Genomic DNA, 23284 nt, shown 5'->3' with positions numbered 1-23284 from the left:
CGGAAAAGCGGTGGAACGCCACCTGCGAAAGTAGGGACCACGCCCTGCTCCAGTAGGTGCTCTGCGGCACCTACCCGGCAGTATCGTCACCCACGTGAAGCGGGCAGAAGACCTCGCACTGGTGCTCGCGGCAGCACCAGAGGTCTCGCGCGGCTTCACCCCGCCCGAGGTGGTAATCGCTTTCCTCGGCCTGTGCCTGCTCGCGGTCGCCGGACTGGCCGGCCTCCACCTGGCGACCCGGCGCAGGCTGACGCGAGCCCTCGCCGAACGCGAACGCGAGCTCGCGGCCGAACAGGCCCGCGCCGACGAGCGCACGAGGCTCGCCGCCGAGCTGCACGACGTCGTAACGCACCGCCTGAACCTGATGGTGCTGCACGCCGGTGCGTTGCGAGTGGCGGCCAAGGACGAGAACGCGCGCGCGGCCGCGGAAGAGCTCCGCACCGCGGGCCGTCAGGCGTTGGCGGAAATGCGCGACATGGTCGGTGTGCTCCGCTCCGGCCGCACCGCCCGCATCCCCGACGTGCTGCCCGACCGCCTGGCCAACCTGGTGGCCGACTCCGCCGCCACCGGCCTCGAGGTCACCCTGACCGAGCACGGTGACGCCGACATCGTCTCCCCCGCCGTGCGCCGCACGATGTACCGGGTGGTCCAGGAGTCGCTGACCAACGTGCACAAGCACGCGCCCGGCGCGCACACCGAGATCACCATCCACTGTGGACCGAGCACCGTCCGTGCCGTCATCCGCAACACCGCCCCGTCGTCCACACCGGACACAGCGCTGTCGCGCTCCGGTTCCGGTCTGCTGGGTCTGCGCGGTCGCGTGGAGATGGTCGGCGGCACCCTCACCGCGGGGCCGACGGACGACGGCGGCTTCCAGGTGGACGCGGTCCTGCCGGCGTTCGTGCCGACGTGATCACTCGTCGGACGCGCGCACGGCTCGGCAGGCGAGATGAACGGCCAGTCGCTCGTCCGGGTTCAGCAGACTGACGCCGAGGAGCTGTTCCGCCCGGTTGATCCGCTGCGCCACCGTGTTCCGGTGCACCTTGAGCCGCACGGCCGCCGAGGACGTCACCGACTCCTCGTCCAGGTACACGGCGAGCGTCCGCAGCAGCTGCCCGTCCTCCACCCCGGCGAGCGGCTCCAGCAGCCGGGTCGCCTGCTCCACCAGCGCCGGCGTCTCCGCGGCCATCGACAGCAGCCGCCGTACGCCGAGCTCGTCGATGTGCACGACCTTCGCGGACCCGGTCATCGCCGCCGCCTCGCGCGCCTCTGCCAGCGTCCTGCCGACACCGGAAGAGCCGGGATGCGGACGGCCGACGCCGGCGACGAGGTTGCCGGGACCCAGCGCCTGGGCGAGCCTCGCCGTCAGCTCACGGTGCTGCGACTGCGGCGGCTCCGCGTCGTTGGTGAGCCAGAACGACCAGCCCTCCGCGCCTTCGACGAGCTGCCCGTGCAGGCCGCGCCGGGACAGCTCGACGCGCAGGCGTTCGGTGTGGGCGGCGTCGAAGCAGTTCGGTGACGGCGGGTTCGGCATCGCGTAGACGCCCGTGTGCCAGCCGTCGAGGCGCCATCCCGCGAGAACGGCCTGCTGCACCAGTTGCGGCGGCACGTCGTCGCCCGCGGCGAGCAGCTCGGCCAGCAGCGAGCCGCGGGAACGGGCACGGCGTTCGGTCTCGAGGCGTTCGGCGGCCACCCAGTTGCCCAGCGCCCAGGAGGCGACCTGGCTGATCTGCTGGACGGTCTCGGCCCAGCGCTTGTTGCGGCCGCGGGTGTGCGCGACCAGCCACAGGTGGACGTGGCCGGTCCGGTCCGTCTCCACCGGCACGGCCACCGCGACGCCCTCCGGCATCTCGACGGTCGTGGCGACGGAGCCGGCCAGCAGGTCCTGCGGCAGGCCCGGCGGGGAGACGCCCTTGATCGCCGTGCCGTCGGCGCTCATCACCGCGCACGTCACGTGCAGCTCGCCGGACAGGATCGTGATCACCGAGCGCGGATCCGGATTGCTGCGGCCCAGGCGCGCGGTGACGGCGTTGAGCAGACGTGCCGCGGCCACCTCTGGACGGCGTACGGCGGTGCGCGCCGAGTCGGCGACCAGCAGTGGGTCGTCGGCCTTGGTCTGCAGCAGCGGCACGCCCAGCCGGTTGGCGAAGGAGATCGTCGCGGTGGAGGGAGACTGGTAGGAACCGGTCGACGAGCGCACGAGCACGACGGCCCGCACGTCGGCGCTGTAGGCCCGGCGCAGCGCCACCTCGACGAGGTACGGCTGGTACCCGGTCAGGATCACCAGGTCGCCCGCCGAGCACGCCTCGACGGCCGTCATGTCCGCCGCCAGCCGCACGTCGGCGATCTCGGTGTCGACGCCGCGCTCGCCCGCCAGCAGGCACGCGTCGCCGAGCACGCCGATCTCCAGCAGATCGCGCACGGTCAGCGAGTCGGCGTCGTCGATCACGGAACGTCCCGGAACGGCACGTAGTCGAGGTCGTAGCCGAACGCGCGCGGGTCGACGCGGCCGAGCATCTCCTGGCGCACCCACTGAGCGGGCGATGGGAGCGCTACCACATCCACGACGGCGCCGTACGTCAGCCGCTCCGTCGACACGGGCTTGCCGGACTCGGCGTCGAAGCAGCACAGCAGATCGGGCGTCGTCACGAGCGGCTCGCCGTCCGCGAGCGCGACGAGGTACTCCCCCTGCATCTCCAGCCGCACGTACGCATCGTCGGTGTCCAGCCGCCGCAGCGCCACCGTACCGCGAGGAAAGTCCCCAACGGACTCCCGCCAGACTTCAGCGACTTTCCCCCGCGTCACGCGGAAGCCGCCGGAGGCCTTCGCCCGTTCGTCGACCGAGACCGTGCGCCGGGACCAGATCTCACCCAGCTCCAGCGCCCGCGAGAGCGAGCCCGGAATGCCTGCTTTGAGGGCGTCCGCGAGTTTCAACGGCTTCGCGACCATCATCGCCCAGCCGCCGAAGTCGACCATCACCGTGCGGGCGAGCTTCTCGATGGCCGTCGCGTCGAGGACCGCACGGTTTCCGCCTGGTTCGGTGATGGCCAGCGGGGTGGTGGGCAGCCCGGCCGCGTCGTAGGTCGTCTGGTCGACGCGTGGGAACGCTCTCCCCATCCCGTCCACGTCGACGTACGGCAGCCCGAGCCGTGCCGCGAGGATCAGCGGCAGCAGCCCGTTGCACCCGCCGACCTCCCACCCGATGACAGCGGTCACAGGCGTGGAGTCGTGCGCCTGCAACGCCTTCAGCGCTTCCTCCGCCTCCTGGCCGGACGGCAGCTTCTCGATCATCACGGTCGGCGCGCCGATCAGCCCGACCCGCGCGCCGTGTCCGTCCGGGTCGGCCTCTTCTGGCGAAAGCACCGTAACTGGACCACTTTGTCGCATTTCGTGCCGGAGCATGGCCGCGAAGGCGTGGGTCTCGTGCTCGCCACCTCCACCGCCGCTGCCGAGCACGACCACACCCAGGGCGAGCTGGTCGACCTCGTCGGGCTGGAGCAGGTGCATGCGCGAGACAGTAGTGCCGGGACCGGCCGGGCGAGAAGGATCGGCCTGCTACACACCGATCGGCACGTACTCGTGCGAATAGCCGAACGCCGACGGCCCGACCAGGGCGAGGCCCTCCGGTGTGCGCCAGCGCGGGTGGCACGGCGCGCCGACGACCGTGACCCGCTGCCCGTACCGCAACCGTTCGGCCGGCACGGGTTCACCTTCGGCGTCCAGCACGCAGATCAGGTCCGGCACGGAGGCGACGATCTCACCGTCCCGCGACGCGACGAGGTGCTCGTTCTGGAACGCGAGCAGGCAGCTCGTCCCGTCTCCCTCCAGCCGCGCCTCCCCCTTGGCGAACCTGGGATCCCTCGCGCGCATGACGTCGACGACCTTGCCCGCGAACAACACCCGGCCGCCGAGGAACGACGCGATGGCCTGGCACGGTTCCACGCGCTCCCGGCGGGCCTCCTCCACCAGCCGCCCGAGCCGCGACGCCAGCGTGAGCGTGCCGGGGATCGTGATGTCGCGGGCCTGCCTGCCGGACATGGGAAAGCTGCTCAGCAACGCGGTGCAGCCCATGCGGATCGTGGCCGAGCGCGCGAGCCGTTCCGCCCAGTGGTTGTCGCTGACGTCGACGACGATCGCGTTGCCCTTCTCGTCGGCGACCACCAGCGGCTTGGCCAGCACACCGTCCAGAGTGCACACGACCATCTGCACCATCGGAAACGCGCGCCCCATGCAGTCCGCGTCGAGCACCGGCAGGCCGAGCGACGCGGCCACGGAGAACGGCGCGAGCGAGTTCATCCCGCCGACCTCGATCGGCAGCACGTGCGTGATCGGGCGGCCGAGTTCCCGTTGCAGCATGAGGAAAGCCGTGACCGCTTCTTCACCGGCGGGCAGCTTCTCGATCATCACCGTCGGTGCGCCGATCATGCCGATGCCCGCGACCAGCGCGTCGTCCGGTACCTCGCGCAACTCGGCGACGAGCACCGGCCCGCACTCCAGCACGGCCTGCTCCGCGACGAGCCTGCCGATGTACGGGTCACCACCGCCCGTGCCGAGAATCGCGGCGCCGCGGGCGATGTGCCTCAGCTCCTCGGCGCCGATCTCACGCACGGCCCCTCCTCGGGGCCTCCTCCAGCACCAGGTCGCCCACGGCTCTCGCCCGCACCCGGCTCGCGTTGCCCGGCAGGTACGCCAGCGGGATCTCCTCGACCTCGACGATCCGCACGCTGCCGGCCTTCGCGCCCGCCGCGACAGCCTTGTCCACCGCCTCCTGACGGGCGGCGTCGAGCACCTCGTCACGCCGGTTCTGTTCGATCGTGAAGACCCGGTCGACCTCACCGCCGACCTGCGCGATCGCGGCGCCGATGGCGTTGGCGAACGCGTGGTGCTCCGGCCGGATCATGTCCTTGACGCCCTCGATCTCGTCCGGCACCAGCACGCTGCCACCACCGACCAGCACGACGGGCAACGGCGCCGGGCACGTCCGCATGCGGTCGACGTGGGTGGCGATCTGGTCGCAGACGTGGTCGAGCACCGAGCTGACCAGCGTGCGGTCGAGGTTCTTGACGAGCGCCGCGTCTCCGATGTCGGCGAGGCCCGCCGCGACCGCGATGTCCGTGGCGGTGAGCGTGTCGCCGCCGAACACCAAAGCCTGCTCGCCCAACCGGAACCCGACGCTGTCCGGCCCGACCTCGAGACCGTTGGGCGTCTCGCGCACGACGCTGCCACCGCCGAGGCCGACCGACAGCACGTCGGGCATGCGGAAGTTCGTGCGCACCCCGCTGATCAGGACCTCGGACGACGCCTCGCGCGGGAAACCGTTGGTGAGCATGCCGACGTCGGTCGTCGTGCCGCCGACGTCGATCACCGCGCAGTCGTCCAGTCCGGACAGGAAAGCCCCGCCGCGCATGGAGTTCGTCGGTCCGGAGGAGAACGTGGCGACCGGGTAGCAGCGCGCGTACTCCAGGTCCATCAGCGTGCCGTCGTTCTGGCTCAGGTACAGCGGAGCCGCGATGCCCTGTGCCGTCAGCGATTCCGTGAGCCCGTCGGCGATCTGCTCGGCGAGCTCGCGCAGCGCGGCGTTGATGATCGTGGCGTTCTCCCGCTCCAGCAGGCCGAGCCGCCCGATCTCGTGCGAGAAGCTGACGAACAGGTCCGGCACCTCTGCCGTCAGGATCTCCGCCGCCTGGCGCTCGAAGTCGCCGTTGACCAACGAGAACACCGAGGAGATGGCGACCGACCGCACGCCCTTCGCCGCGATGTCCCTGGCCACGCCGCGCAGCTCGTCCTCGTCGAGCGGCGAGATGACTCGTCCGTCGTACTCGTGGCCGCCGTGGCAGAGGTAGGAGTGCCCGCCGATGACCTGACGCAGCCGCTGCGGCCAGTCGACGAACGGCGGAAGTGCTTTGGTGGCGGGAAGTCCGAGCCGCACGGCCGCCGTCTGAGCCAGTCCCCTGCCCTCGACGACGGCGTTGACGAAGTGCGTCGTGCCGATCATGACCGCGCTGATGGCGGCCGGATCGAAGGAGTGCCCGGCCTGAAGCCCGCTGACGGCCTTGATGATCCCGGTCGTCACGTCGGCCGTCGTCGTGGTCTTGCACTCGGCGAGCACACGCCGTCCCTCGACGAGGACGGCATCGGTGTTCGTGCCGCCGACGTCGATACCGATGTGCATGAACGAAACCACCCCTCAGGCGGCCGACGCTTCCCCGACCACCTTACGGTTGGTGGCCCGCCGCGTCCTCATCCGCAACAGGTCGAGCCTGCCTGCTGAGACGTAGAGGGCGAACGCGAGCACGAGCGAGTTCACACTGGACTGCCCGAACGGCGACAGCTCGCCGAGCACGGCGGCGGCCGGCCAGATGACCACGGTGGCCGGCACCCACGAGGGCGCTGACCTGGGCACGAGCGGCCGCGTGGAGATGATCTCGTTCCGCCACCGCCGCACGACGTAGTACTCGGCGAGCATGATCCCGGTGACGGGCGGGAACACCACCCCGAGCAACACCAGGAAGTGGCTGAACTGGTGCACGATGCCCGCCGCGGCGAGGAAACTCCCGGCGCACCCGACCATGACGGTCACCTGAGCCCTGCTGACCCGCACCGCGAACACGGCGTCGAAGAAGTTCACGAGCCCGAGCGAGGCCGAGTACAGGTTCCAGTCGTTGATCTTCAGCACGGCGGTGACGACCACCAGCGCCCCGATCCACCCGCTGGACGAGCTGACGACGCCCATGATGTCGGTGGTGCCGAGCCCGTGCGCGATGACCACCCCGGCCAAGCTGATGACCCACTCACCGGCCGTGATGCCCACAACCGTCTGCTTGACGACGTCCCACTCGTTGCGGTTGAAGCGAGTCATGTCCGGCGCGATGGCCGCACCGACGATGAAGCTGCCGGTCACCAGAGTCACCGCGGTCATCATGCCGATGGACGGCCCTGGCGCCGGGCTGCTGAGGGTGGCCCCGATGTCGTTGACGTTCGTCAGCACAAGCCACAGGAGCAGCAGCAGAAACGCCGGCACCGCCACGTACGCGGTCCACGCCATCCACCGCACCCCATAGGCAGCGATGACCGTGACGACGATGCCGAAGACGAGCGACCACACCGGCGCCGGCAACACCCCGCTGACGTCGGCGAGCGCCACCCCCGCGAGCCCGGTCTGCACCCCGAACCACCCGGTGCAGGACAACGCGATGATGAGCCCGAGCATCGCACTTCCCGCGTGCCCGAACCCGGTCCAGCGCGTGAGGATCGCCGTCGACAACCCTTCCCGCTGCCCGATCACGCCCACCGCCACCGCGATGACGTTGAGCAGCACCGCCCCGATCGTGAGCGCCAGAAACGCGTCCCAGAACGTCATGCCGAAGCCGAGCGTCGCGCCCAGCAGCAACTGGCTCAGCGCGGTCGTCTGCCCGAAGCGCTGGGTCGCGACTGACAACCAAGGGTGCCGCGCCTGGTCAGGGACACGGCTGAGGGCCTGATCATCACGCCCGAGAAGAGCGGCCACGATCGTCCCTCCGCCCTGTGATCGACAACTCGGACAGTAATGACCGAGTCACGATCGGGCTACAGACAATGTGCACAGTCGGGCGAATCAACACCTTGCGATTCGCACAGGCCGCTCAATTCATGGCCAGTTTGATCCGCCTCCTAGCCACCAGCCTCGTTTGGTGCACGTCGAGGCCAAGCCCCAGCCCAGGCCGCCGCTCAAACCGGTCGTAGCTGCGGCTGAGCAGCCAGTGCGCCGCCTCGGCGGTGATCGACTCCAACCGCACCTGCTGCTTGAGCTGCTCAAGCGCTTCGTCGACGTGACGAGTCAGAAACGCGTGCCGCGTGAGCCCCCCGCTGATTTCGTCGATCATGAAAACCATCGCGTGCGGCTCATCCCCGTACGCATAACTGCACAGCAGTGCCAGATATCCGGCGTCGATAGACCGATCACCGATCCAGCACTCGCCAAAGGCGAGCGCCTTCATGTCCCAAGGCGGCGTCTGCTGCTCCCGCGCGGCTTCCTTCGCCCACTCTCCTGGCCTGCCGGGCAACAGATGCCCCAGCGCCGTCAAGAGCGCCGCACTACGACGGCTCGGCACCTTTTGCAGGTGCCGGACGACGACCTCCCACAACTCCTCGTTGTCGGCAAAAGGCCCCACAAACGCACTGACCTGCAACTCGACCTCGAGCGGATCGGTGAGCTGCGGCAACGGACGCCCGGCGTCCACCACCGCCTGCTGCATGGGGGTCAGCCTCGTCCGCACGCGCGGCAGGCTAGTCCGATCGGCGCAACACAACCCCGTCCTTGATCCACGCCACCGCGCGGATCACCCCATCGAGGTCACACCCCTGCTCCGGCGCTTCCTTCCCATCAGGGATCTCTGACCGTTCGGCACCGAAACTGTCAGACCCCGATGGCAGACTGGCCAACATGCCCGACTACCAGCCGTTCGCGCACCTGACGACGCCGAACGCTGACCTGTACCGCGCCGTGATGGGTGCCTTCGTGCGCGCCAAACGGCGGTTCGTGGTGCACCTGCGGCCTGAAGACGTGCAGGAAGAGCTGAACGCCGACCTCGGTGCGGTCGCGGACGCGCTGGGCAGGCTGAAGGACTGGGGCAACCTCCGGGCAGACCCGGACACCAGCCGCGTCACCACCGTCGAGGACTTCCACCGCGCCCGGTTCCTGTACCAGCTCACTTCCGAAGGAGAGGCCGCCGAACACGCGCTCGCCGCCTTCGACGAGGCGCTGGGCAGACGAGGCGCACTGCAGGCCGTCGCGCTCGCGGACATCGTGACCCAGCTGCGCGCGCTGCTGGAGCTGGCAGCACAGCCCACACCAGACCCGGCCAAGGTCCACCTCCTGCTGCGCGGGCTGGTCAGCCGGTTCTCCGACCTCGCGGACAACGCACAGGCGTTCATGGGGTCGCTGCAGCGCTCGATCGACCTGCACGACGTGGATGTGGACGCGTTTCGCGCCTACAAGGACCAGCTGATCGACTACCTCGAACGGTTCATCAAGGACCTGGTGACCACGGGTGCGGAAATCGCGACGCTGGTGGGACGACTGGACGGAACGGACGTGGATCGGCTGCTCGCGATGGCCGCCGCACGTGAAGCCGAGGACGCCGCTCCTGGTGCGGACGATCCGCGAGAGGCCGAGTTCACGCGGAACATCGCGCTGTGGCGTGATCGCTGGACCGGGCTGCGCCAGTGGTTCGTGAGCGAGCACCAGCACCCGAGCCAGGCCAAGCTGCTCAGAGCACGAGCACGAGCGGCGATTCCCGCGTTGCTCCAGGTGGTCTCCGCGTTGAACGAGCGCCGTGCGGGCAGATCCGACCGTTCGGCCGACTTCCGCACACTGGCACGCTGGTTCGCCGACGCTCCGGACGAACAGACGATGCACCGGTTGTGGCGAGCGGCGTTCGGGCTGTCGTCTTCACGTCATCTCACGGTCGACGCCGACACGCTCGCCGATCGCGACGAGCACCCCGTCACCGCGCAGACGCCGTGGCACGAAGCGCCTCCGTTGCTGATCAGCCCGCAACTGCGCAAGACGGGCAGCTACGAACGGCGGGGAAAGCCGAACCGCATCGTCGACCGCTCCGAACAACGGCGTGCGCTCGCCGAGCGTGCTGCACGTCAAGCCGAGGAGACCGAACAGGCTCGCCGGCGTCTGCTGACCCGGCGCCCGATGAAGCTGAGTGAGATCGGTCTGCTCGAGCCCGCCGAGTTCGCCTTGTTCCTCGGTTTGCTAGGTGACGCGCTCGCAGCCCGACGCCCTGGTCAGCGCACAGTCACCACGACCACCTCAGACGGCACGCTGGAGATCAGGCTGACCGCGCTCGACTCCGGCTCCGCGGAGATTCGCACCCCGGAAGGCCACTTCCAGGGCCCTGACCACGTGCTCGAGATCCTGGACCTGACCGCCACCGAGCCCGAGGAGCGATCCGCATGACCAGTTCGCTCTCGGACGCGCTCAACGCCTCGCACGTCGACGACCGGCGCAAGGCCGCCCGTGCCCTGCTGCGCCGCCCGTTGTTGCGCGCGAGCAGGAATTCCGACGAGTACCGGCTGGTCCGCAAGCACGAGACCGAACTGAGAGCGTGGTTCGACCTGAACACCGGCTGGCGGCTCGTCGTCGACAGCGAGGTGGCCCGCCTGGTGAAGGTGGCCGCGGCCGTTCGGGATCCCAGCCATCCGGCCAGGGACACCCGGTCGAAGCTGCCGTTCACCCGCCGCCGGTACGTGCTGACGTGCCTTGCACTGGCATCGCTCGAACGCGCCGACGCCCAGATCACGCTGGGCCGGCTCGCGGAGCAGGTGGTCATGGGCGCGGCCGACCCCGGGCTCGCGACCGAGTTCACGCTGACCGGCAGGGAGGAACGCGCCGATCTGGTGGCGGTGGTCCGGCTGTTGCTGGAGCTCGGTGTGCTGAGCAAGGTCGCGGGCGAGGAGGACGCGTTCGTACGCGCCACCGGCGACGTTCTCTACGACGTGGAACGCCGCGTGCTGGCGACGATGCTCGCCACCAGACGCGGCCCGTCCACAATGGAGGAAATGGATCTGGCCGCGCTGACCGAGGACGTCGTTCCGGACAGCGACGACCTGCGCAACCGGGCGATCCGCCACCGGCTGACGCGGCAGCTGCTGGACGAGCCGGTGCTCTACTACGACGAGCTGACCGAGGAGGAGCTCGCCTACCTGACCCGGCAGCGCGCCGCGCTCACCAGGCAGGTCGCGGACCTCACCGGTCTGATCCCCGAGGTGCGGGCGGAGGGCATCGCGATGATCGACCCCGTCGACGACCTCACGGACGTGCGCATGCCGGAGAGCGGCACCGAGGGCCACGTCACGCTGCTGGTCGCCGAATACCTTGCCGCGCAATGCGACGAGCCGGTCGCGGTGGGCGTACTGCACGACCGTGTGCGCATGCTGGCGAACGAGCACAGGTCGTACTGGCGCCGCAACGCCACCGAGCCCGGCGCCGAGATCGAGCTCGTCGAACAGGCACTCGACCGGCTGTCCGCACTACATCTGATCCACCGCACCCCCGACGAGGTCCGCGCACGCCCGGCGCTCGCCCGCTACGCCCTCGCCGAGCCGACCATCACCACCACGAGGTGACGCAAGTGCTCCCCGTTCCCTCCCGCGACCGCTGGCAACCCCTGCGCGCCGGACTGGTCGACCTCTTCTACTACGACCAGGAGGAGTTCCGGTTCCGCGACGGCCGCCTGTTGCTGCGCGGCAACAACGGCACCGGCAAGTCCAAGGTGCTGGCGCTGATGCTGCCCTTCCTGATGGACGGCGAGCTGGCACCGCACCGGGTCGAGCCGGACGCGGACCCGAAGAAGCGGATGGAGTGGAACCTCCTGCTCGGTGGAGCGCATCCACATCCCGAGCGGCTGGGTTACACGTGGCTCGAGTTCGGCAGGCACTGTGACGACGGCGGCACGGAATACCGCACCATCGGTTGCGGCCTGAAAGCGGTCGCCGGCCGCGGCATCGCCCGCCACTGGTTCTTCGTGACGTCTCAGCGGATCGGCATGGAGCTGTCGTTGGTCGACGCCACCAGCACAGCTCTCACCCGCGACCGCCTCGCCGACGCGCTGGGCGAGCACGGCACGGTCTACGACAAGACCCGCGACTACCGGCGCGCGGTCGACGAGGCGCTGTTCGGACTGGGCGAGCAACGCTACGCCGCACTCGTTGATCTCCTGATCAACCTCCGTGCGCCGCAGTTGTCCAAGCGCCCCAATGAGAAGGCGCTCTCGAACGCGTTGACCGAAGCGCTGCCGCCGCTCGACCAGGCGATCGTGGCAGATGTCGCCGAGGCGTTCCGCAGCCTGGAGGAGGACCGCGACGCCCTCGCCGCGATGACCGAGGCCCGCGACGCGGCGGAGTCGTTCCTCGGCCATTACCAACGCTACGCCCGCGTCGCCTCACGTCGTCGCGCCGCGGAGCCCCGCAACGCGCAGTCGAGGTACGAGCACGTCAACCGCGAGCTGAACGCGGCGGAGGAGTCGCACCGCCAGGCGACAGAGAATCTCGAGGCCGCCGATCGGGAACTGTCCGAACTGGACCAGCACGCGGCCAGGCTGCGGGCGAGGGAGGACGCTCTTCGCACCAGCCCGGAGATGCGCGACGCGAACGAACTGGCCCGAGTGGCGCAGGAAGCGCGACGGCTGAGCGGCGAGGCTGAGCGCCTGGCCACCGAGAGCGCCGCGAGTGCCCGCGCCGTCGACTACCGCTCCAGGCTGGCGACCGAGGCCGAATCAGCACTGACCGACGCGGCCAACGCCCTCGAAAGCTCTCGCACAACGGCTGCGGACGCGGCCCGAGCGGCGCTCCTGGACGAATCCGTCCTGTCCGGCCAAGCCGAAGCCGAACAGGCCGCCGAACGACAGGAGCGAGCAGTCCGCCACGTCGAGACCTTGATCTCGGCCGCCGATCAGGCTCACACCAAGGTGCGCGAAGCACGTGGCCGGGCGGACGAGCTCAACGCCGAAGCCGCGGAGACCGCCGAACGTCACGCCGATGCCGCCACCGAGGTCGAGCAGCAGGGCAGTGGCCTCGTCGCAGCGACACAACGCCACTTCGCGACAGCGGTCGAACTTCACGCCGAGGTGCCTCCCGAGCTCCAGGTGTGGGTGGAGACCTTGGACGGACCGAACCCGGCCAAAACGGCCGTGGACGCCGCCGGGCACCAGGCGAATACGGCACTGGCCCAGGAAGAAGCCGAGCTTCGCGCTCGGGAGAGCGCCGCCACGCGCCGCGCCGCGGACCTGACCGCGGAGATCACCAAGCTGGAGGCGGGCGAGGACAGCGTGCCGCCCGTCCCCTACACCCGCGGCGCCGACCGGACGGGCCGCCCCGGCGCCCCGCTGTGGCAACTGATCGACTTCGCTGACCGCCTCACCGCCGACCAGCAGGCCGGCCTGGAAGCCGCGCTGGAGGCGTCCGGGCTGCTGGACGCCTGGGTCACCGAGGACGGCGATCTGCTGTCCCGGGACACCGAGGACGTCTTCCTGAGGGCAGCGAAGCCACAGCCGGTCAACCTCACGTCCGTCCTGCACGCCGAAGCCCCGGTCGACGCCGTCCTCGCCACCATCGGTCTTGGTGTGGGCAACGGTCCGAACTGGATCGACGCCACTGGCCGATTTCGCATCGGTGTGCTGGAAGGCGCCTGGCGCAAGCAGTCGGCAACCTTCATCGGCCGCAGCGCCCGCGAAGCGGCCCGCCTGGCCCTCCTCACCACGAAACGCGCGGAACTCGCCGCGGTACAGGAAGAACTCGCCGGCATCGCCGCAGAGTTCGAAGTACTGCGCAACCGTCGCGTCGTACTGGCCGCCGAGATCGCGAACTGCCCGGACGACACCGCGTTGCGAGCCGCGCACACGACATCGCACGCGATCGCCGCGGAACAACGCAGGTTGGCCGTCCGGCTGCACGACGCCGGGGGCAGGCGCACCGAAGCGGAACAAACCTGGGAAGCCGCGCGGCAGCGACTCGCCGAGGAAGCCGCCGAGGTGGGCCTGCCGCAATCGAGCCCCGAGCTCCGCGAGGTATCGGAAGCCCTGGCCAGGTACCGGATCGCCATCGCCGCGCTGTGGCCCGCGATCCGCCGCCACCGCGACGCGATCAGGTACGCCGACCGCACCCGTGAGGAGCTCGCCACAGCCGCGGAAGATCACGCCGGCCGTGTGGAGCAGGCAGCCGAAGCCGCCATGACGGCGGAAGCCGCCACCGAACGCCACGAGACACTGCAGGCGACCGTCGGCGCCGCCGTGGCGGAGTTGCAGCGCAGGCTGGTCGAGGTAGCCGACGAGGCACAACAGTGCGCCGCCACCAGGAAAACCGCAGACGTCCGCCGGACCACCGCCCTGACGAACCAGGGCAAGGCACAGGGCCGCCGCGAGGAACTGGCCACCCAGCTGGAAGAAGCGACAGCGCACCGCGCCGAAGCGACAGAAGCGCTACGCCGCTTCGCCACGACCGGGCTGCTCCGCGTGGCGCTCCCCGACCTCCCGGTGCCCGACCCCTCGGCAGCGTGGGCTCCCGACCCGACCGTCCGCCTCGCCCGGCAGATCGACCGCGACCTCACCGACCAGCCGGACGACGACCAGACCTGGGAACGCGTCCAGCGCCGCGTCAACGACGAGCTGAAGTCGTTGACGGACACGTTGTCCCGCCACGGCAACACGGCCTCGGCCCGTCTGCTCGACGACGGGATCGTGGTCGACGTGGTGTTCCAGGGCCGCACCACCGGTACCCCCGAACTCGCCGAGGCGTTGCGCGCGGAAGTCGCCGACCGCGGCCGCATCCTCGACGAGAGGGAGCGCGAAATCCTGGAGAACCACCTCGTCAACGAGGTGGCCAGCACCCTGCAGGAACTCATCTCCGCTGCCGAGACCCAGGTCGCGCGGATGAACGCCGAACTGTCCGACCGCCCCACGAGCACCGGCATGCGTCTGCGCCTGCAATGGCAACCGGCGCAAGACGCTCCCACCGGCCTCGCCGCCGCTCGCGACCGCCTGCTGCGCCAAACCTCCGACGCATGGTCCGAGGACGACCGCTCCGCCGTCGGCGAGTTCCTCCAGGCCGAGATCGCGAATGTCCGTTCCCGCAACACGGCGGGCACGTGGCTGGAGCACCTGACCGAGGCCCTCGACTACCGCAAGTGGCACAGGTTCGTGATTCAGCGCCATCAGAACGGCCAATGGCGCACGGCGATCGGCCCGGCCTCCGGCGGCGAACGCGTCCTGACCGCCAGCGTCCCCTTGTTCGCCGCCGCCTCAGCCCACTACGCCTCAGCGGGAAACCCTCACGCACCACGGCTGGTAACCCTCGACGAAGCCTTCGCCGGCGTGGACGACGACTCTCGCGCGAAGTGCATGGGCCTGCTGGCCGCCTTCGACCTCGATGTCGTCATGACCAGCGAACGGGAGTGGGGCTGCTACCCCGGAGTTCCTGGCCTCGCGATTGCCCAATTGTCCCGCACGGACGACATCGCCGCCGTGCTCGTGACCCCGTGGGAGTGGAACGGCCACCGCCGAGTCCGGGTGACTGCCGAATGACCAGACTTCACCGTCTCCTCGGCGGCGAGGACCTCGCCTGGCTCGTGACCCGCGTCCGCAAACGCCTGGAACGCGACGAACCTCTCGACACCACCGTCATTCTCGCCGCGGCCACCGAAGCACAACGCCAGGCCGTCCACCGCCTCCTGGGCCGCGCCCCGCGCCCAGGCCGCACCCTGTCTGTCTCCCTGCCGGCCGTGGACCACGTTCTCCGCACCTCCGGTGCCCACCCCGCGGGTCTCGCTTCCGCCGTCCTGGAACTCACGGGCCCTCTGTCGCCCCGCGAGGACCCGGAACCGCTGTGGGACAAGGCGTTCGCGGAGCTGACCGACCCCCGCCTGACCGATCTCGCCACCACGTGGAAGAACACAGGCCTCCTCAAACGCCTCGCCACGACCCCACAGGCGGCCACCGACCTGCTCGCCACCCTGAACGAGGTCGTGACGAACCTCCCGTCCCCCGGCGAACCTCTGGGCCGCTTCGCCGCCCGCATCACCGGCGACGCCCACGCCCTGGACGACGACCGTCCACTAGCGACACTGGTCCTGCGCGCCGCCCGCGCCCTCACCGGCCTCCCCGACGGCACCGGAGCCGAGTGGCGCCGCGAAGTGTGGGCCTCCGTGGGCCTGATGCGCGACGAACTGTCCACAACAGTCCTGACGCTGGGCCTGAAAGGCCACCCAGGTCTGGAAGCCTGGCAAGGCCAGCCTCTCCACCTGACCCTCCGCCAACTGGTCCGTGATCCCCCGAACCTGAGCCCGATCGACGTGTTCGTCTGCGAAAACCCAGTCGTACTGGCCACCGCCGCGGACCATGCGGGCCCGCGCTGCCCACCTCTCATCTGCACCAGCGGCCAGCCCAGCGCCGCTGTGACACACCTGCTCCGCCTGCTGACCAAAGCCGGCGCCCGCCTGCACTACCACGGCGACTTCGACTGGGGAGGTATCCGCATAGCGAACGTCCTGCACGCCCGCTTCCCCTTCACCCCGTGGCACTTCGACACCCACGCCTACCTAGCCGCAGGCGACGTGGGCCACCCGCTCACCGGCGTCCAGGTCGAGGCGGCCTGGGACCCAGCCCTGGCCGCGGCGATGGCGGCGTCCGGCCGCCGAATCGAGGAGGAACACGTCCTCGACACGCTGCTGGCCGACCTCGCCTGACGTGCGATCAGGCGTCGACGGCCTGCCGTCCGACGGTGATGTCCGCACGATCGGCGGCCGCCCGGCCGGCCTCCCACCCCGCGCCGTTGCTGACCGTCACCGCTCTCTGGGTGAGATTGCTGAACATCTTTTCGAACGTCTCCTCGACCACCTGGGACCGCGCGGCCAGCACCGGCAGCAGCAGCTCGTCTTCGACCGGATCGTGTGCCCGAGCACCGGCCTCCTCGAGCCGTTCGCCGATGCGCCTGGCATACGCGACCAGAAACGACTGCCGGAACGACCGAGTCCGCGACGCCCCGGTCCGCGTGCTGTGACTGCCTTCCGCGACCATCGCGCGGGTGGCCTGCACCAGCAGCGAGGTGGCCAGGAGCTCGGTGATCTCCAGGTCCATCGACTCCCCGACCAGTGCGACGAACCCGAAGCGGGGGTAGAACACCGCCCGGCACCGGTTCGTCTCAGCGATCGCGCTGACCAGGTGGGACTTGGCATCCACATACGGCGCGTCAAGCCACAACCGGGTCGAGGCCGCCGTCTGCTTCCGCTGTTCCTCACCGTCGAGGACGGCACGTTCGAAGGCGTGCCGGTTCATCAGTTCCTGTGCCTTGGCCGAAAGGCTCTCCGCCTCGTCGGGGAACTGCGTGGACTCCGCCTTCGCCAGCAAGGCACGCACCCGCGCCAGCACCTTCTGATCCACACCGCTCACCGCCGAGGACGAGCGCGCGGCCGCCGACCCCGGCCTCGGAACGATGAGCGGCAGCTCAGGCAGCTTCATCAACTCGTCGACCAACAAGATCGTGGTCCGCAGCGCACGCTCGAGATCCGTCCCGTGCCGGTCCACCCACTGCAACAGCTGTGGCACACCGGACTCCCACCAGACCTTGGCGTCGAGTCCACGCACCTGAGCCGCCCACCGCTCATCCACAGTGGACGAAGAGTGTTTCGCGGTGTCCGCAGCGATCGCATCGATCAACAGATTGCTCGCCACGGCGTCGGCGGTCCGGCGGATGTGCTCCCGGACATCGACCGGCATCCAGCCCTTCCGCCAGACGGCGTCGATCACGGCGGCCAGCAAGATCCCGGCACCGATGGCCACCGTACGAGGACTGGCGACCGGCCTGCGACCAGCGAGATCCGCCATGCATTTGTCCACGAAATCCGTGTCGAACGCACGGGCGAAGGCCGCCTCTTTCAACGCCTCGGCCACCATCTCCGGCGACACGGTCGGAGGCAGTGTCCGCAGCTCCTCGTGGTCGTCGAAGTCCAGCCGGGGTGCAGTCGGGCCACGATTCGCCCTGGCTTTCTTCTTCGCCGCCCGCTTCTCGCGGTTGCGCTTGCCCACCCCGGCCCTCCTGCGGTAGTCGTGTCCTCGCCGTCTTCGCACAGTAGCGATCCGGTCCGACAGTCCCGCGCCGGCACTACTCCTCGGCCTGATCCCAGAACTCGTCGATCCCTTCGTCCCCGAGCACGTACCGATAGGCCTCCGGCACATCGAGGAACGGATCGTCGGCGAGGTCGGCGTACAGCACGGCAAGACGGCCTGCGAGATCCGCCGGCGCAACCCTGCTCGCTTCGTAGAGCTGAACGTGAACCGCCGCCAGCCCGTCACTGATCGGCTGCGGATCGACGTCCCAGGCCTCCCGCAGGGCCGTGAGGAAGGAGGACCACACACTGGCGGCCTCATCTGCAAGGTCGAGCACACCGTCGTTGACCGGCCGCAACGCGAGCACCTCCAGCTCGGTGACCATGTCACGACCCGCATCCAGCAGATCCCGCAGCTCCCACCTCGCGTGACCGTCCGGGAGCCGCCGAGCGTCGACGAGAATCCGATGCACCACGGCGATTTCGTCGTCCGACGGCGCACCAAGTTCCCCCGCCGCAACCATCAGCCGTGTGGCCAACCGCCGATCACCCACCGCATGCTCCGCGACCAACTCCACGAGTTCCCGCCTGCCGAGCCGAGCCGCCGCCGTGGTGAACCGCTGCTTCTCCGGACTCGCTTTCTCAGCCGGCGGAAGCGACTCGAACACCACGCCCGCCTCCACCGCGGCAAGCACCACCGCAACCCCGTGCGCACACAGCTCGCCAGCGAGGCAGTCACATTCGCCGATCAGCTCACCGTTCACCACGCCGACCCACACGTGGCGCCCATCAGCCACACCCGAGGCGCCACCACCGTCGGCCACCACATCGCGCACAGCCAGCTCACGGCCACGTGCGCCGAGATCCTGCCCAACCGCGTTCAGCAAGGACTCCGCATCAAGTTTGACGGCCACCGGCACATCCAACCGCACCACCGCGTGGCGTCACGGCAGCCCTGCGGCATCGAACCGCCGGATGAGCGAAGGCAACCGCCGGTGCACGGCCCGCAACCCACCGACCCGCTGCGCGAAGCCCTCGACGTCACCCCGCCAACGCGCCAGCTCGTGCAGGTCGGCCAGCACGTCGACCGCCTCGTCGTACTCACGCTGCGCCTTGGCCGCGATCAGGACGGAGACTCGCTCCCACAACGCGTTCTCCCGGCCAGCCAGCGACTCCATCCGCGCCACGTGCTCCTGCCGAGCCTGTTCAGCCTCGGCACGCTCGTCGGCCGAACGCACTTCGGCCGCGGCGGCGAGCAACTGCCCAACCGTCCGCCGTGACGTCTCGTCACCTCGTGCTGCGACATCCAGCAGAACCTGATCCATGCGGAGAAACTCCACGATCGCTTCCAACGACGCGCTGAGCGAATCGAGGCCGGGAGGAACCGGCGGTTCGACCTCGTCCATGTCGAGCTCCTCGTCCCACAAGCTCTCCACGTCGAAGAGCCACGCGAGATACAACAACCGGCGATCACCCGAGATCAGCTCGGCCCTGGCCGAGACGAACGAGCTCAACGCGCCGGGCCCGTCGTAGGAGTCCCCGGACTCGTCCTCACTTCGCAACGACAGGATGACGTGGTCACCATGTACCCGCACTTCGGTCTGATACCCGGCGCCGCAGTACTGCCGTGCCACGTCAATGTCCAACGCTTCCGCGGGAACACGGAACATCAGGATGTGCGTGCCCCAGTTCGCCAGATAGAGGTGCGCGTCGAAGTACCGCTCCATGAGCCGGTCAGGGCTGCCACCGAAGTCACCGAAGTTGTAGTGGTTGACGAACCTCGTCGAACTGATGTCGGCGCGGGTCGAGAGCTCCCTCAGCTCGGCGATCTCTCCACGGGTCAACGGCCGATCGACAGCCACGAACTCGTAGTACTGGTACTCGCTCAACGACCACTGCCCTCAAACCGACGTAGCTTGGGAGAAAGTCAGGCGGGAAGAAGGCCACGACGGCCTCATACGTGCCAATTTGAGTCAGACCTCGAGGATCGACAGAAAGTGGTCCTTCTTCCCGCGGCACAGCGTACCGCCGACCCGCCAGCGACTCACGCGTCGAGGAGCGCATGTGCGTGCTGAGCGGCATCAGGGTTCAGCCGGTACTGGTACTCGGCGCGTCCAGGCTTTCTCGCGTCCGAAATCCAGCGAAGCAGGTAGCCTGCGGCGTACAGCTCGACGGTCGGCCGACGAGCGCACTTGCGCACCCGAATGAGTTTTGAGGTCAACTCGTTCACCGTGAACCACGCGTCAGGGTGCTTGCAGAGCACGGCGAGCACCTGTTGGTACTGCGGACTGGCAGGCAGCGGCGACAACGGCGGCGGCAGCTCCTGCGCCGGCCGATCGGCCACAAACTCGCGAACGACATCTCCTCCCCGTCCGCCAAGCAGTAGCGGGCCACGCGGCATTCCGCGGTCTTCGGGACAGAGGTGACCACGCCGATACGCTCAAGCGCCTTCATGGCGTACCAGCCGGACGCGTCAGTGCGGTTCGGGCCTCCTTCCATGGCTTCGCTCACGCTCAACGGCTCCGGAGCGCTGTCGAGCAGCCTGCGGAGCATGTGAATCTTCAGCTCCAGCCCCTCCGGCGACAGGTTGTCCAGCACGTGACGCATCAGTTCCCTCCAGCCCGACGCAGCGCATGCCGTCCCACGTCAGCGCAGCAGCAGTCACACTCGCAGCCGTGATCACGTAGCTGCTGATAGAGAAGCCGACAACGCGCGAGGTACGCACGCCCGAGCACGATCACGTACAGCGGCGGCACCGCGAGCCACACGACGAACAGCAGGACACCGCCCGCGTCCTTGGCGAGTTCAGACCACACACCGCTCCCCCGATCGCATCGGCACGAAGCGCCCGTCCCGGATGTGCCCGACCAGCCGCACCAGCAGGTCCCACGGCATCGAGTCGAGGTCGAACGCCGCCCAGCACTGACGGCAAACCGCGTCGAGCCGGTCCGGCGGCTCGAACGTCCCGAACACCGCCTCGACCGGGTGCTCACACGCCGATTCGGGAACGAACAACATGAACCCATGCTAGTAGTTATGTATAACTAGCTCCATGGAGCGATCGAGTGAACCCGCCGAACGGAGCAGGGCCAAGGGTTGGGAGACTTCGGATGACCACTCGATCGACAGTCAGGGGTGCGGCGATGCCGGAGCGGAGTGATCCGTCGGCGCTGCGATGGCTTATCGGCCACGAACTCCGTCAGGCGCGTCTGCGGGCCAGGAAGACCCAGGCCGAGGCAGGGCAGGCACTTGGTTGCAGCCAGCCGAGGATCAACTATCTGGAGACGGGCCGAAATCAACAGCAGCCTGAAGAAGTAACGACTCTGCTGCGCCTCTACGGCGCCGATGTCGCTCACGTCGACCGCATGGCATCGCTCGCCGGGCGCGCAGACCACGCCACCTGGTGGGCGCCGTTCACCGACGTCGTGCCGGACTGGCTCAAGACCTTTGTCGGTCTGGAAGGTCTCGCCAAAAGCGCGTTCTCATACGAACCACTGCTGATCTACGGCCTTCTTCAGACGCCCGCATACGCCGCCGCCTTGCTGGTTAACAACCTTCGCGTGGCCACAGTCGACATTGAGCGAGTCGTGAAGCTTCGCATGGAGCGACAGAAGCGCCTCACCGACAACGACGAACCGCTGATCTTCACGGCGGTGATCGAGGAGGCAGCGCTGGATCGCCTTGTGGGTGGCGCGGAGATCATGCGCGATCAGTACGCGCACCTGCTCACGTTGGCAGAGCGTGACAACGTCACCCTGCACCTGATGCCGACCTCGGTCGCGGTGCACGACGGACTCGACGGCGAGTTCATCCTGCTCGACTTCCACGAGGCACGAAGCATCGGCTACGTGGAGTTCCCGGACGGCGCCGTCTACGTGCAGAATCATGATCAGGTCGCGGCGTACACTCTGGCGGCAGAGCGCCTGTGCGCAGCGGCATTGTCGCCAGCCGACACGATCAAGGCGATCGAGTCGCGCCTGGCGAAACTCACATGATCATGAGGAGTTCCCATGACCACCGCATGGCGGAAGTCGAGCCGTAGTAGCAACGGTACGAGCTGCGTCGAGGTGGCGTTCGCGGGTGACGACGTCGCCACCCGCGACTCGAAGAACCCCACCGGCGCCGTCCTGCGCTTCACTCAGCGGTCGTGGTTGGTCTTCCTCGGTCAGGCCAAGGCGAGCCGGTTCAACTGCTGAGGCTCATCTTCCGCAGCCGCTCGACCAACTCACGAAGCTCGACTACGTCGCTGTGCCTGACGCCGAGCACACGTTCGGAGTCGGCCAGCAACTGGGTCAGCACCCGGTGCGCGCTGTGCAAGTCGCCAGTCGAGGCGAAGAGCAGACCGATCTGACGGCGCAGACCCAGCACGACCTCGTCGTCGGCGTTGCGGATGTTCTTCTGCATGTCGAGCAGCACCTGGAACTCGTGCAGCGCATCGGTGATCTCCCCGAGTTCGGCCAGACAGGTCGCGACCTGCGACCGGCATTCCAGCACCAGTTCGTCGTAGTCACCTCGTGTCGCGCCGAGTTCGCTGACCAGACGTCGATACTCCGGCAGTGCTAGCCGGTACTCGTTGCCGAGCAACAGCGTGTTCGCGTACTGCAGTCTGACACCGCGCAGCGCCGAGTCGTCCGCGGGAGACTTGCCGATGAAGTCCGCGAGCAGGGCGGCTGCCTGGGTGAACCGCCCGCTTTCTGCGAGGTCGGCAGCACGGTCCCTGAGCTCCTCGACAGCAGCCGGGGACGGCGACTCGACAGCGGCGGTCTGCGCCGAACGAGGTCGCGGCTTCGGAGCCAGCGGAAACCGATAAGGGCGTGTCGGGTCGATCGCCTCGAACGCCGCATCGGACTCGCCGCTCGGTACCGGTAGATACGGTGTCAACCTCGTGTAGACCTCGCCGGCGTCGGCAGGGCGAGCCTTGGGTCCTTTCGCCAGCAGGTCGAGCACAAGTAGCTCGATCGGCTCCGGAACGTCCGGCCGCATCTCGCGAACAGGGCGGGGTGGCTCGTGGACCTGGGCGTACATCATCGCCATGGTCTCCCGCTCGCCGAACACCGGAGTTCCCGCGAGCAGTTCGTGCAGCAGACAGCCCAACGCGTACAGGTCGGTCAGTGGACTGACCTGGTTCGAAGTGAGCTGCTCGGGCGCCATGTAGGCGGGACTGCCCAGGGTCTCGCCCTGCCGCGTGACCCTGGTGATGTCCTGACCGAGCAAGGTCGAGATGCCGAAGTCGAGCACGACGACCCGGCCACCGGTGGCAAGCATGACGTTGCGAGGCTTCAGGTCGCGGTGCACGAGCGACGCCGCGTGCGCGTCGGCGAGAACCGCAGCGATCTGGGCACCAATCGCCGCCACCCATTCGATCGGCAGCTTTCCCTTGCGCGCCAGCACCTCCTCGATGTCCATGCCGTCGACGAGCTGCATCACCAGATACAGCTCGTCTTCGTGCGCTCCGACGTCGAAGACGGCCGGCACGCCTGGATGCTCGAGCTTCGCGGTAAGACGGGCCTCGCGCTTGAACCGCGCCACGACGGCCCGCCCGGCCTCGTCGTCGAGCGAGATGTCCGAACGAATGGTCTTCAGTGCGACCCGCCGGTCGAGCAATGTGTCGTAGGCGAGCCACACCTTGCCCATGCCACCGGTGCCGAGTGATCCGCTCACCTCGTACCGGCCGGCGATCGTTCGCAGCGCCACGCG

The 23284-nt window shown here is 68.9% G+C and carries 19 protein-coding genes; 7 read left to right on the top strand and 12 right to left on the bottom strand.

What is annotated here, in order from left to right:
* The first annotated feature begins 94 nt into the window (after positions 1-94).
* The gene (locus ABFX45_RS37405; protein ID WP_346135330.1) at positions 95-913 is read left to right on the top strand and encodes a sensor histidine kinase; all 819 of its coding nucleotides are present in this window, start codon (positions 95-97) and stop codon (positions 911-913) included.
* Here ABFX45_RS37405 and ABFX45_RS37400 read toward each other — a convergent pair whose 3' ends face one another.
* From ABFX45_RS37400 to ABFX45_RS37375, 6 genes are all read right to left on the bottom strand, one after another.
* Positions 914-2449 carry a helix-turn-helix domain-containing protein gene (locus ABFX45_RS37400; RefSeq protein WP_346135329.1) on the bottom strand — a complete coding sequence of 512 codons (1536 nt, stop codon included), beginning with the start codon at positions 2447-2449 and terminating at the stop codon, positions 914-916.
* Entirely contained in the window at positions 2446-3507 is a 1062-nt protein-coding gene (locus ABFX45_RS37395; protein WP_346135327.1) for an S-methyl thiohydantoin desulfurase family protein, read from the bottom strand. Before ABFX45_RS37395 ends, ABFX45_RS37400 begins: the two co-directional genes overlap by 4 nt.
* 48 nt (positions 3508-3555) lie before the next feature.
* On the bottom strand, positions 3556-4608 hold the full coding sequence (locus ABFX45_RS37390) for an S-methyl thiohydantoin desulfurase family protein (protein WP_346135325.1): 1053 nt from the start codon (positions 4606-4608) through the stop codon (positions 3556-3558).
* Positions 4601-6172, bottom strand: a complete 1572-nt coding sequence (locus ABFX45_RS37385) for a hydantoinase/oxoprolinase N-terminal domain-containing protein (RefSeq protein ID WP_346135323.1) — start codon at positions 6170-6172, stop codon at positions 4601-4603. Before ABFX45_RS37385 ends, ABFX45_RS37390 begins: the two co-directional genes overlap by 8 nt.
* A 15-nt stretch (positions 6173-6187) precedes the next feature.
* Positions 6188-7438: a purine-cytosine permease family protein gene (locus ABFX45_RS37380; RefSeq protein WP_233440263.1), complete on the bottom strand. Its 1251-nt coding sequence runs from the start codon at positions 7436-7438 to the stop codon at positions 6188-6190.
* Positions 7439-7622: 184 nt separating this feature from the next.
* Positions 7623-8234: a hypothetical protein gene (locus ABFX45_RS37375; RefSeq protein ID WP_346135321.1), complete on the bottom strand. Its 612-nt coding sequence runs from the start codon at positions 8232-8234 to the stop codon at positions 7623-7625.
* Between the two features lie 188 nt (positions 8235-8422).
* On the opposite strand from ABFX45_RS37375, the gene ABFX45_RS37370 reads away from it, so the two are divergent.
* Genes ABFX45_RS37370 through ABFX45_RS37355 form a run of 4 tightly spaced genes read left to right on the top strand, consistent with a single transcriptional unit; the run spans position 8423 to position 16228 of the window.
* Positions 8423-9949 carry a TIGR02677 family protein gene (locus ABFX45_RS37370; protein ID WP_346135319.1) on the top strand — a complete coding sequence of 509 codons (1527 nt, stop codon included), beginning with the start codon at positions 8423-8425 and terminating at the stop codon, positions 9947-9949.
* On the top strand, positions 9946-11118 hold the full coding sequence (locus ABFX45_RS37365; protein ID WP_346135317.1) for a TIGR02678 family protein: 1173 nt from the start codon (positions 9946-9948) through the stop codon (positions 11116-11118). The genes ABFX45_RS37370 and ABFX45_RS37365 overlap by 4 nt, the downstream gene beginning before the upstream one ends.
* 5 nt (positions 11119-11123) lie before the next feature.
* A complete protein-coding gene (locus ABFX45_RS37360) occupies positions 11124-15068 on the top strand; it encodes a TIGR02680 family protein (RefSeq protein WP_346135315.1) in 3945 nt (1314 codons plus the stop codon).
* Positions 15065-16228, top strand: coding sequence for a TIGR02679 family protein (locus ABFX45_RS37355; protein ID WP_346135313.1), 1164 nt, complete (start codon positions 15065-15067; stop codon positions 16226-16228). Before ABFX45_RS37360 ends, ABFX45_RS37355 begins: the two co-directional genes overlap by 4 nt.
* 7 nt (positions 16229-16235) lie before the next feature.
* Here ABFX45_RS37355 and ABFX45_RS37350 read toward each other — a convergent pair whose 3' ends face one another.
* The 5 genes from ABFX45_RS37350 to ABFX45_RS37330 form a co-directional block, all read right to left on the bottom strand.
* The gene (locus tag ABFX45_RS37350; RefSeq protein ID WP_346135311.1) at positions 16236-17567 is read right to left on the bottom strand and encodes a DUF2786 domain-containing protein; all 1332 of its coding nucleotides are present in this window, start codon (positions 17565-17567) and stop codon (positions 16236-16238) included.
* A 76-nt stretch (positions 17568-17643) separates the two neighbouring features.
* The gene (locus tag ABFX45_RS37345; protein ID WP_346135309.1) at positions 17644-18501 is read right to left on the bottom strand and encodes a hypothetical protein; all 858 of its coding nucleotides are present in this window, start codon (positions 18499-18501) and stop codon (positions 17644-17646) included.
* Between the two features lie 30 nt (positions 18502-18531).
* A complete protein-coding gene (locus tag ABFX45_RS37340; RefSeq protein WP_346135307.1) occupies positions 18532-19476 on the bottom strand; it encodes a hypothetical protein in 945 nt (314 codons plus the stop codon).
* Between the two features lie 155 nt (positions 19477-19631).
* Positions 19632-19931 carry a hypothetical protein gene (locus ABFX45_RS37335; protein ID WP_346135305.1) on the bottom strand — a complete coding sequence of 100 codons (300 nt, stop codon included), beginning with the start codon at positions 19929-19931 and terminating at the stop codon, positions 19632-19634.
* Between the two features lie 461 nt (positions 19932-20392).
* Positions 20393-20605, bottom strand: coding sequence for a hypothetical protein (locus ABFX45_RS37330; protein ID WP_346135303.1), 213 nt, complete (start codon positions 20603-20605; stop codon positions 20393-20395).
* A gap of 92 nt (positions 20606-20697) precedes the next feature.
* On the opposite strand from ABFX45_RS37330, the gene ABFX45_RS37325 reads away from it, so the two are divergent.
* Together ABFX45_RS37325 and ABFX45_RS37320 are read left to right on the top strand one after the other, a co-directional pair.
* On the top strand, positions 20698-21582 hold the full coding sequence (locus tag ABFX45_RS37325) for a helix-turn-helix domain-containing protein (RefSeq protein ID WP_346135301.1): 885 nt from the start codon (positions 20698-20700) through the stop codon (positions 21580-21582).
* Positions 21583-21597: 15 nt separating this feature from the next.
* Complete coding sequence (locus ABFX45_RS37320) at positions 21598-21783, top strand: DUF397 domain-containing protein (protein WP_346135299.1); 186 nt, start codon at positions 21598-21600, stop codon at positions 21781-21783.
* Here ABFX45_RS37320 and ABFX45_RS37315 read toward each other — a convergent pair.
* Positions 21773-23281 carry a serine/threonine-protein kinase gene (locus tag ABFX45_RS37315; protein ID WP_346135297.1) on the bottom strand — a complete coding sequence of 503 codons (1509 nt, stop codon included), beginning with the start codon at positions 23279-23281 and terminating at the stop codon, positions 21773-21775. The two genes, ABFX45_RS37320 and ABFX45_RS37315, sit on opposite strands and share 11 nt — an antisense overlap.
* Positions 23282-23284: the final 3 nt, after the last annotated feature.

The sequence above is a fragment of the Lentzea roselyniae genome, from assembly GCF_039537795.1.
GTDB lineage: Bacteria > Actinomycetota > Actinomycetes > Mycobacteriales > Pseudonocardiaceae > Lentzea > Lentzea atacamensis.
Note: the sequence above shows the minus strand (reverse complement) of the source record. Positions and strands in the feature narration are given on the sequence as shown.

Excerpts from the sequence above, each read along its gene's own strand:
- ABFX45_RS37395 (WP_346135327.1), bottom strand. The coding sequence starts at position 3,507 with ATGCACCTGCTCCAGCCCGACGAGGTCGACCAGCTCGCCCTGGGTGTG.
- ABFX45_RS37385 (WP_346135323.1), bottom strand. The coding sequence starts at position 6,172 with ATGCACATCGGTATCGACGTCGGCGGCACGAACACCGATGCCGTCCTC.
- ABFX45_RS37375 (WP_346135321.1), bottom strand. The coding sequence starts at position 8,234 with ATGCAGCAGGCGGTGGTGGACGCCGGGCGTCCGTTGCCGCAGCTCACC.
- ABFX45_RS37370 (WP_346135319.1), top strand. The coding sequence starts at position 8,423 with ATGCCCGACTACCAGCCGTTCGCGCACCTGACGACGCCGAACGCTGAC.
- ABFX45_RS37365 (WP_346135317.1), top strand. The coding sequence starts at position 9,946 with ATGACCAGTTCGCTCTCGGACGCGCTCAACGCCTCGCACGTCGACGAC.
- ABFX45_RS37355 (WP_346135313.1), top strand. The coding sequence starts at position 15,065 with ATGACCAGACTTCACCGTCTCCTCGGCGGCGAGGACCTCGCCTGGCTC.
- ABFX45_RS37330 (WP_346135303.1), bottom strand. The coding sequence starts at position 20,605 with ATGTTGTTCGTTCCCGAATCGGCGTGTGAGCACCCGGTCGAGGCGGTG.
- ABFX45_RS37325 (WP_346135301.1), top strand. The coding sequence starts at position 20,698 with ATGACCACTCGATCGACAGTCAGGGGTGCGGCGATGCCGGAGCGGAGT.
- ABFX45_RS37320 (WP_346135299.1), top strand. The coding sequence starts at position 21,598 with ATGACCACCGCATGGCGGAAGTCGAGCCGTAGTAGCAACGGTACGAGC.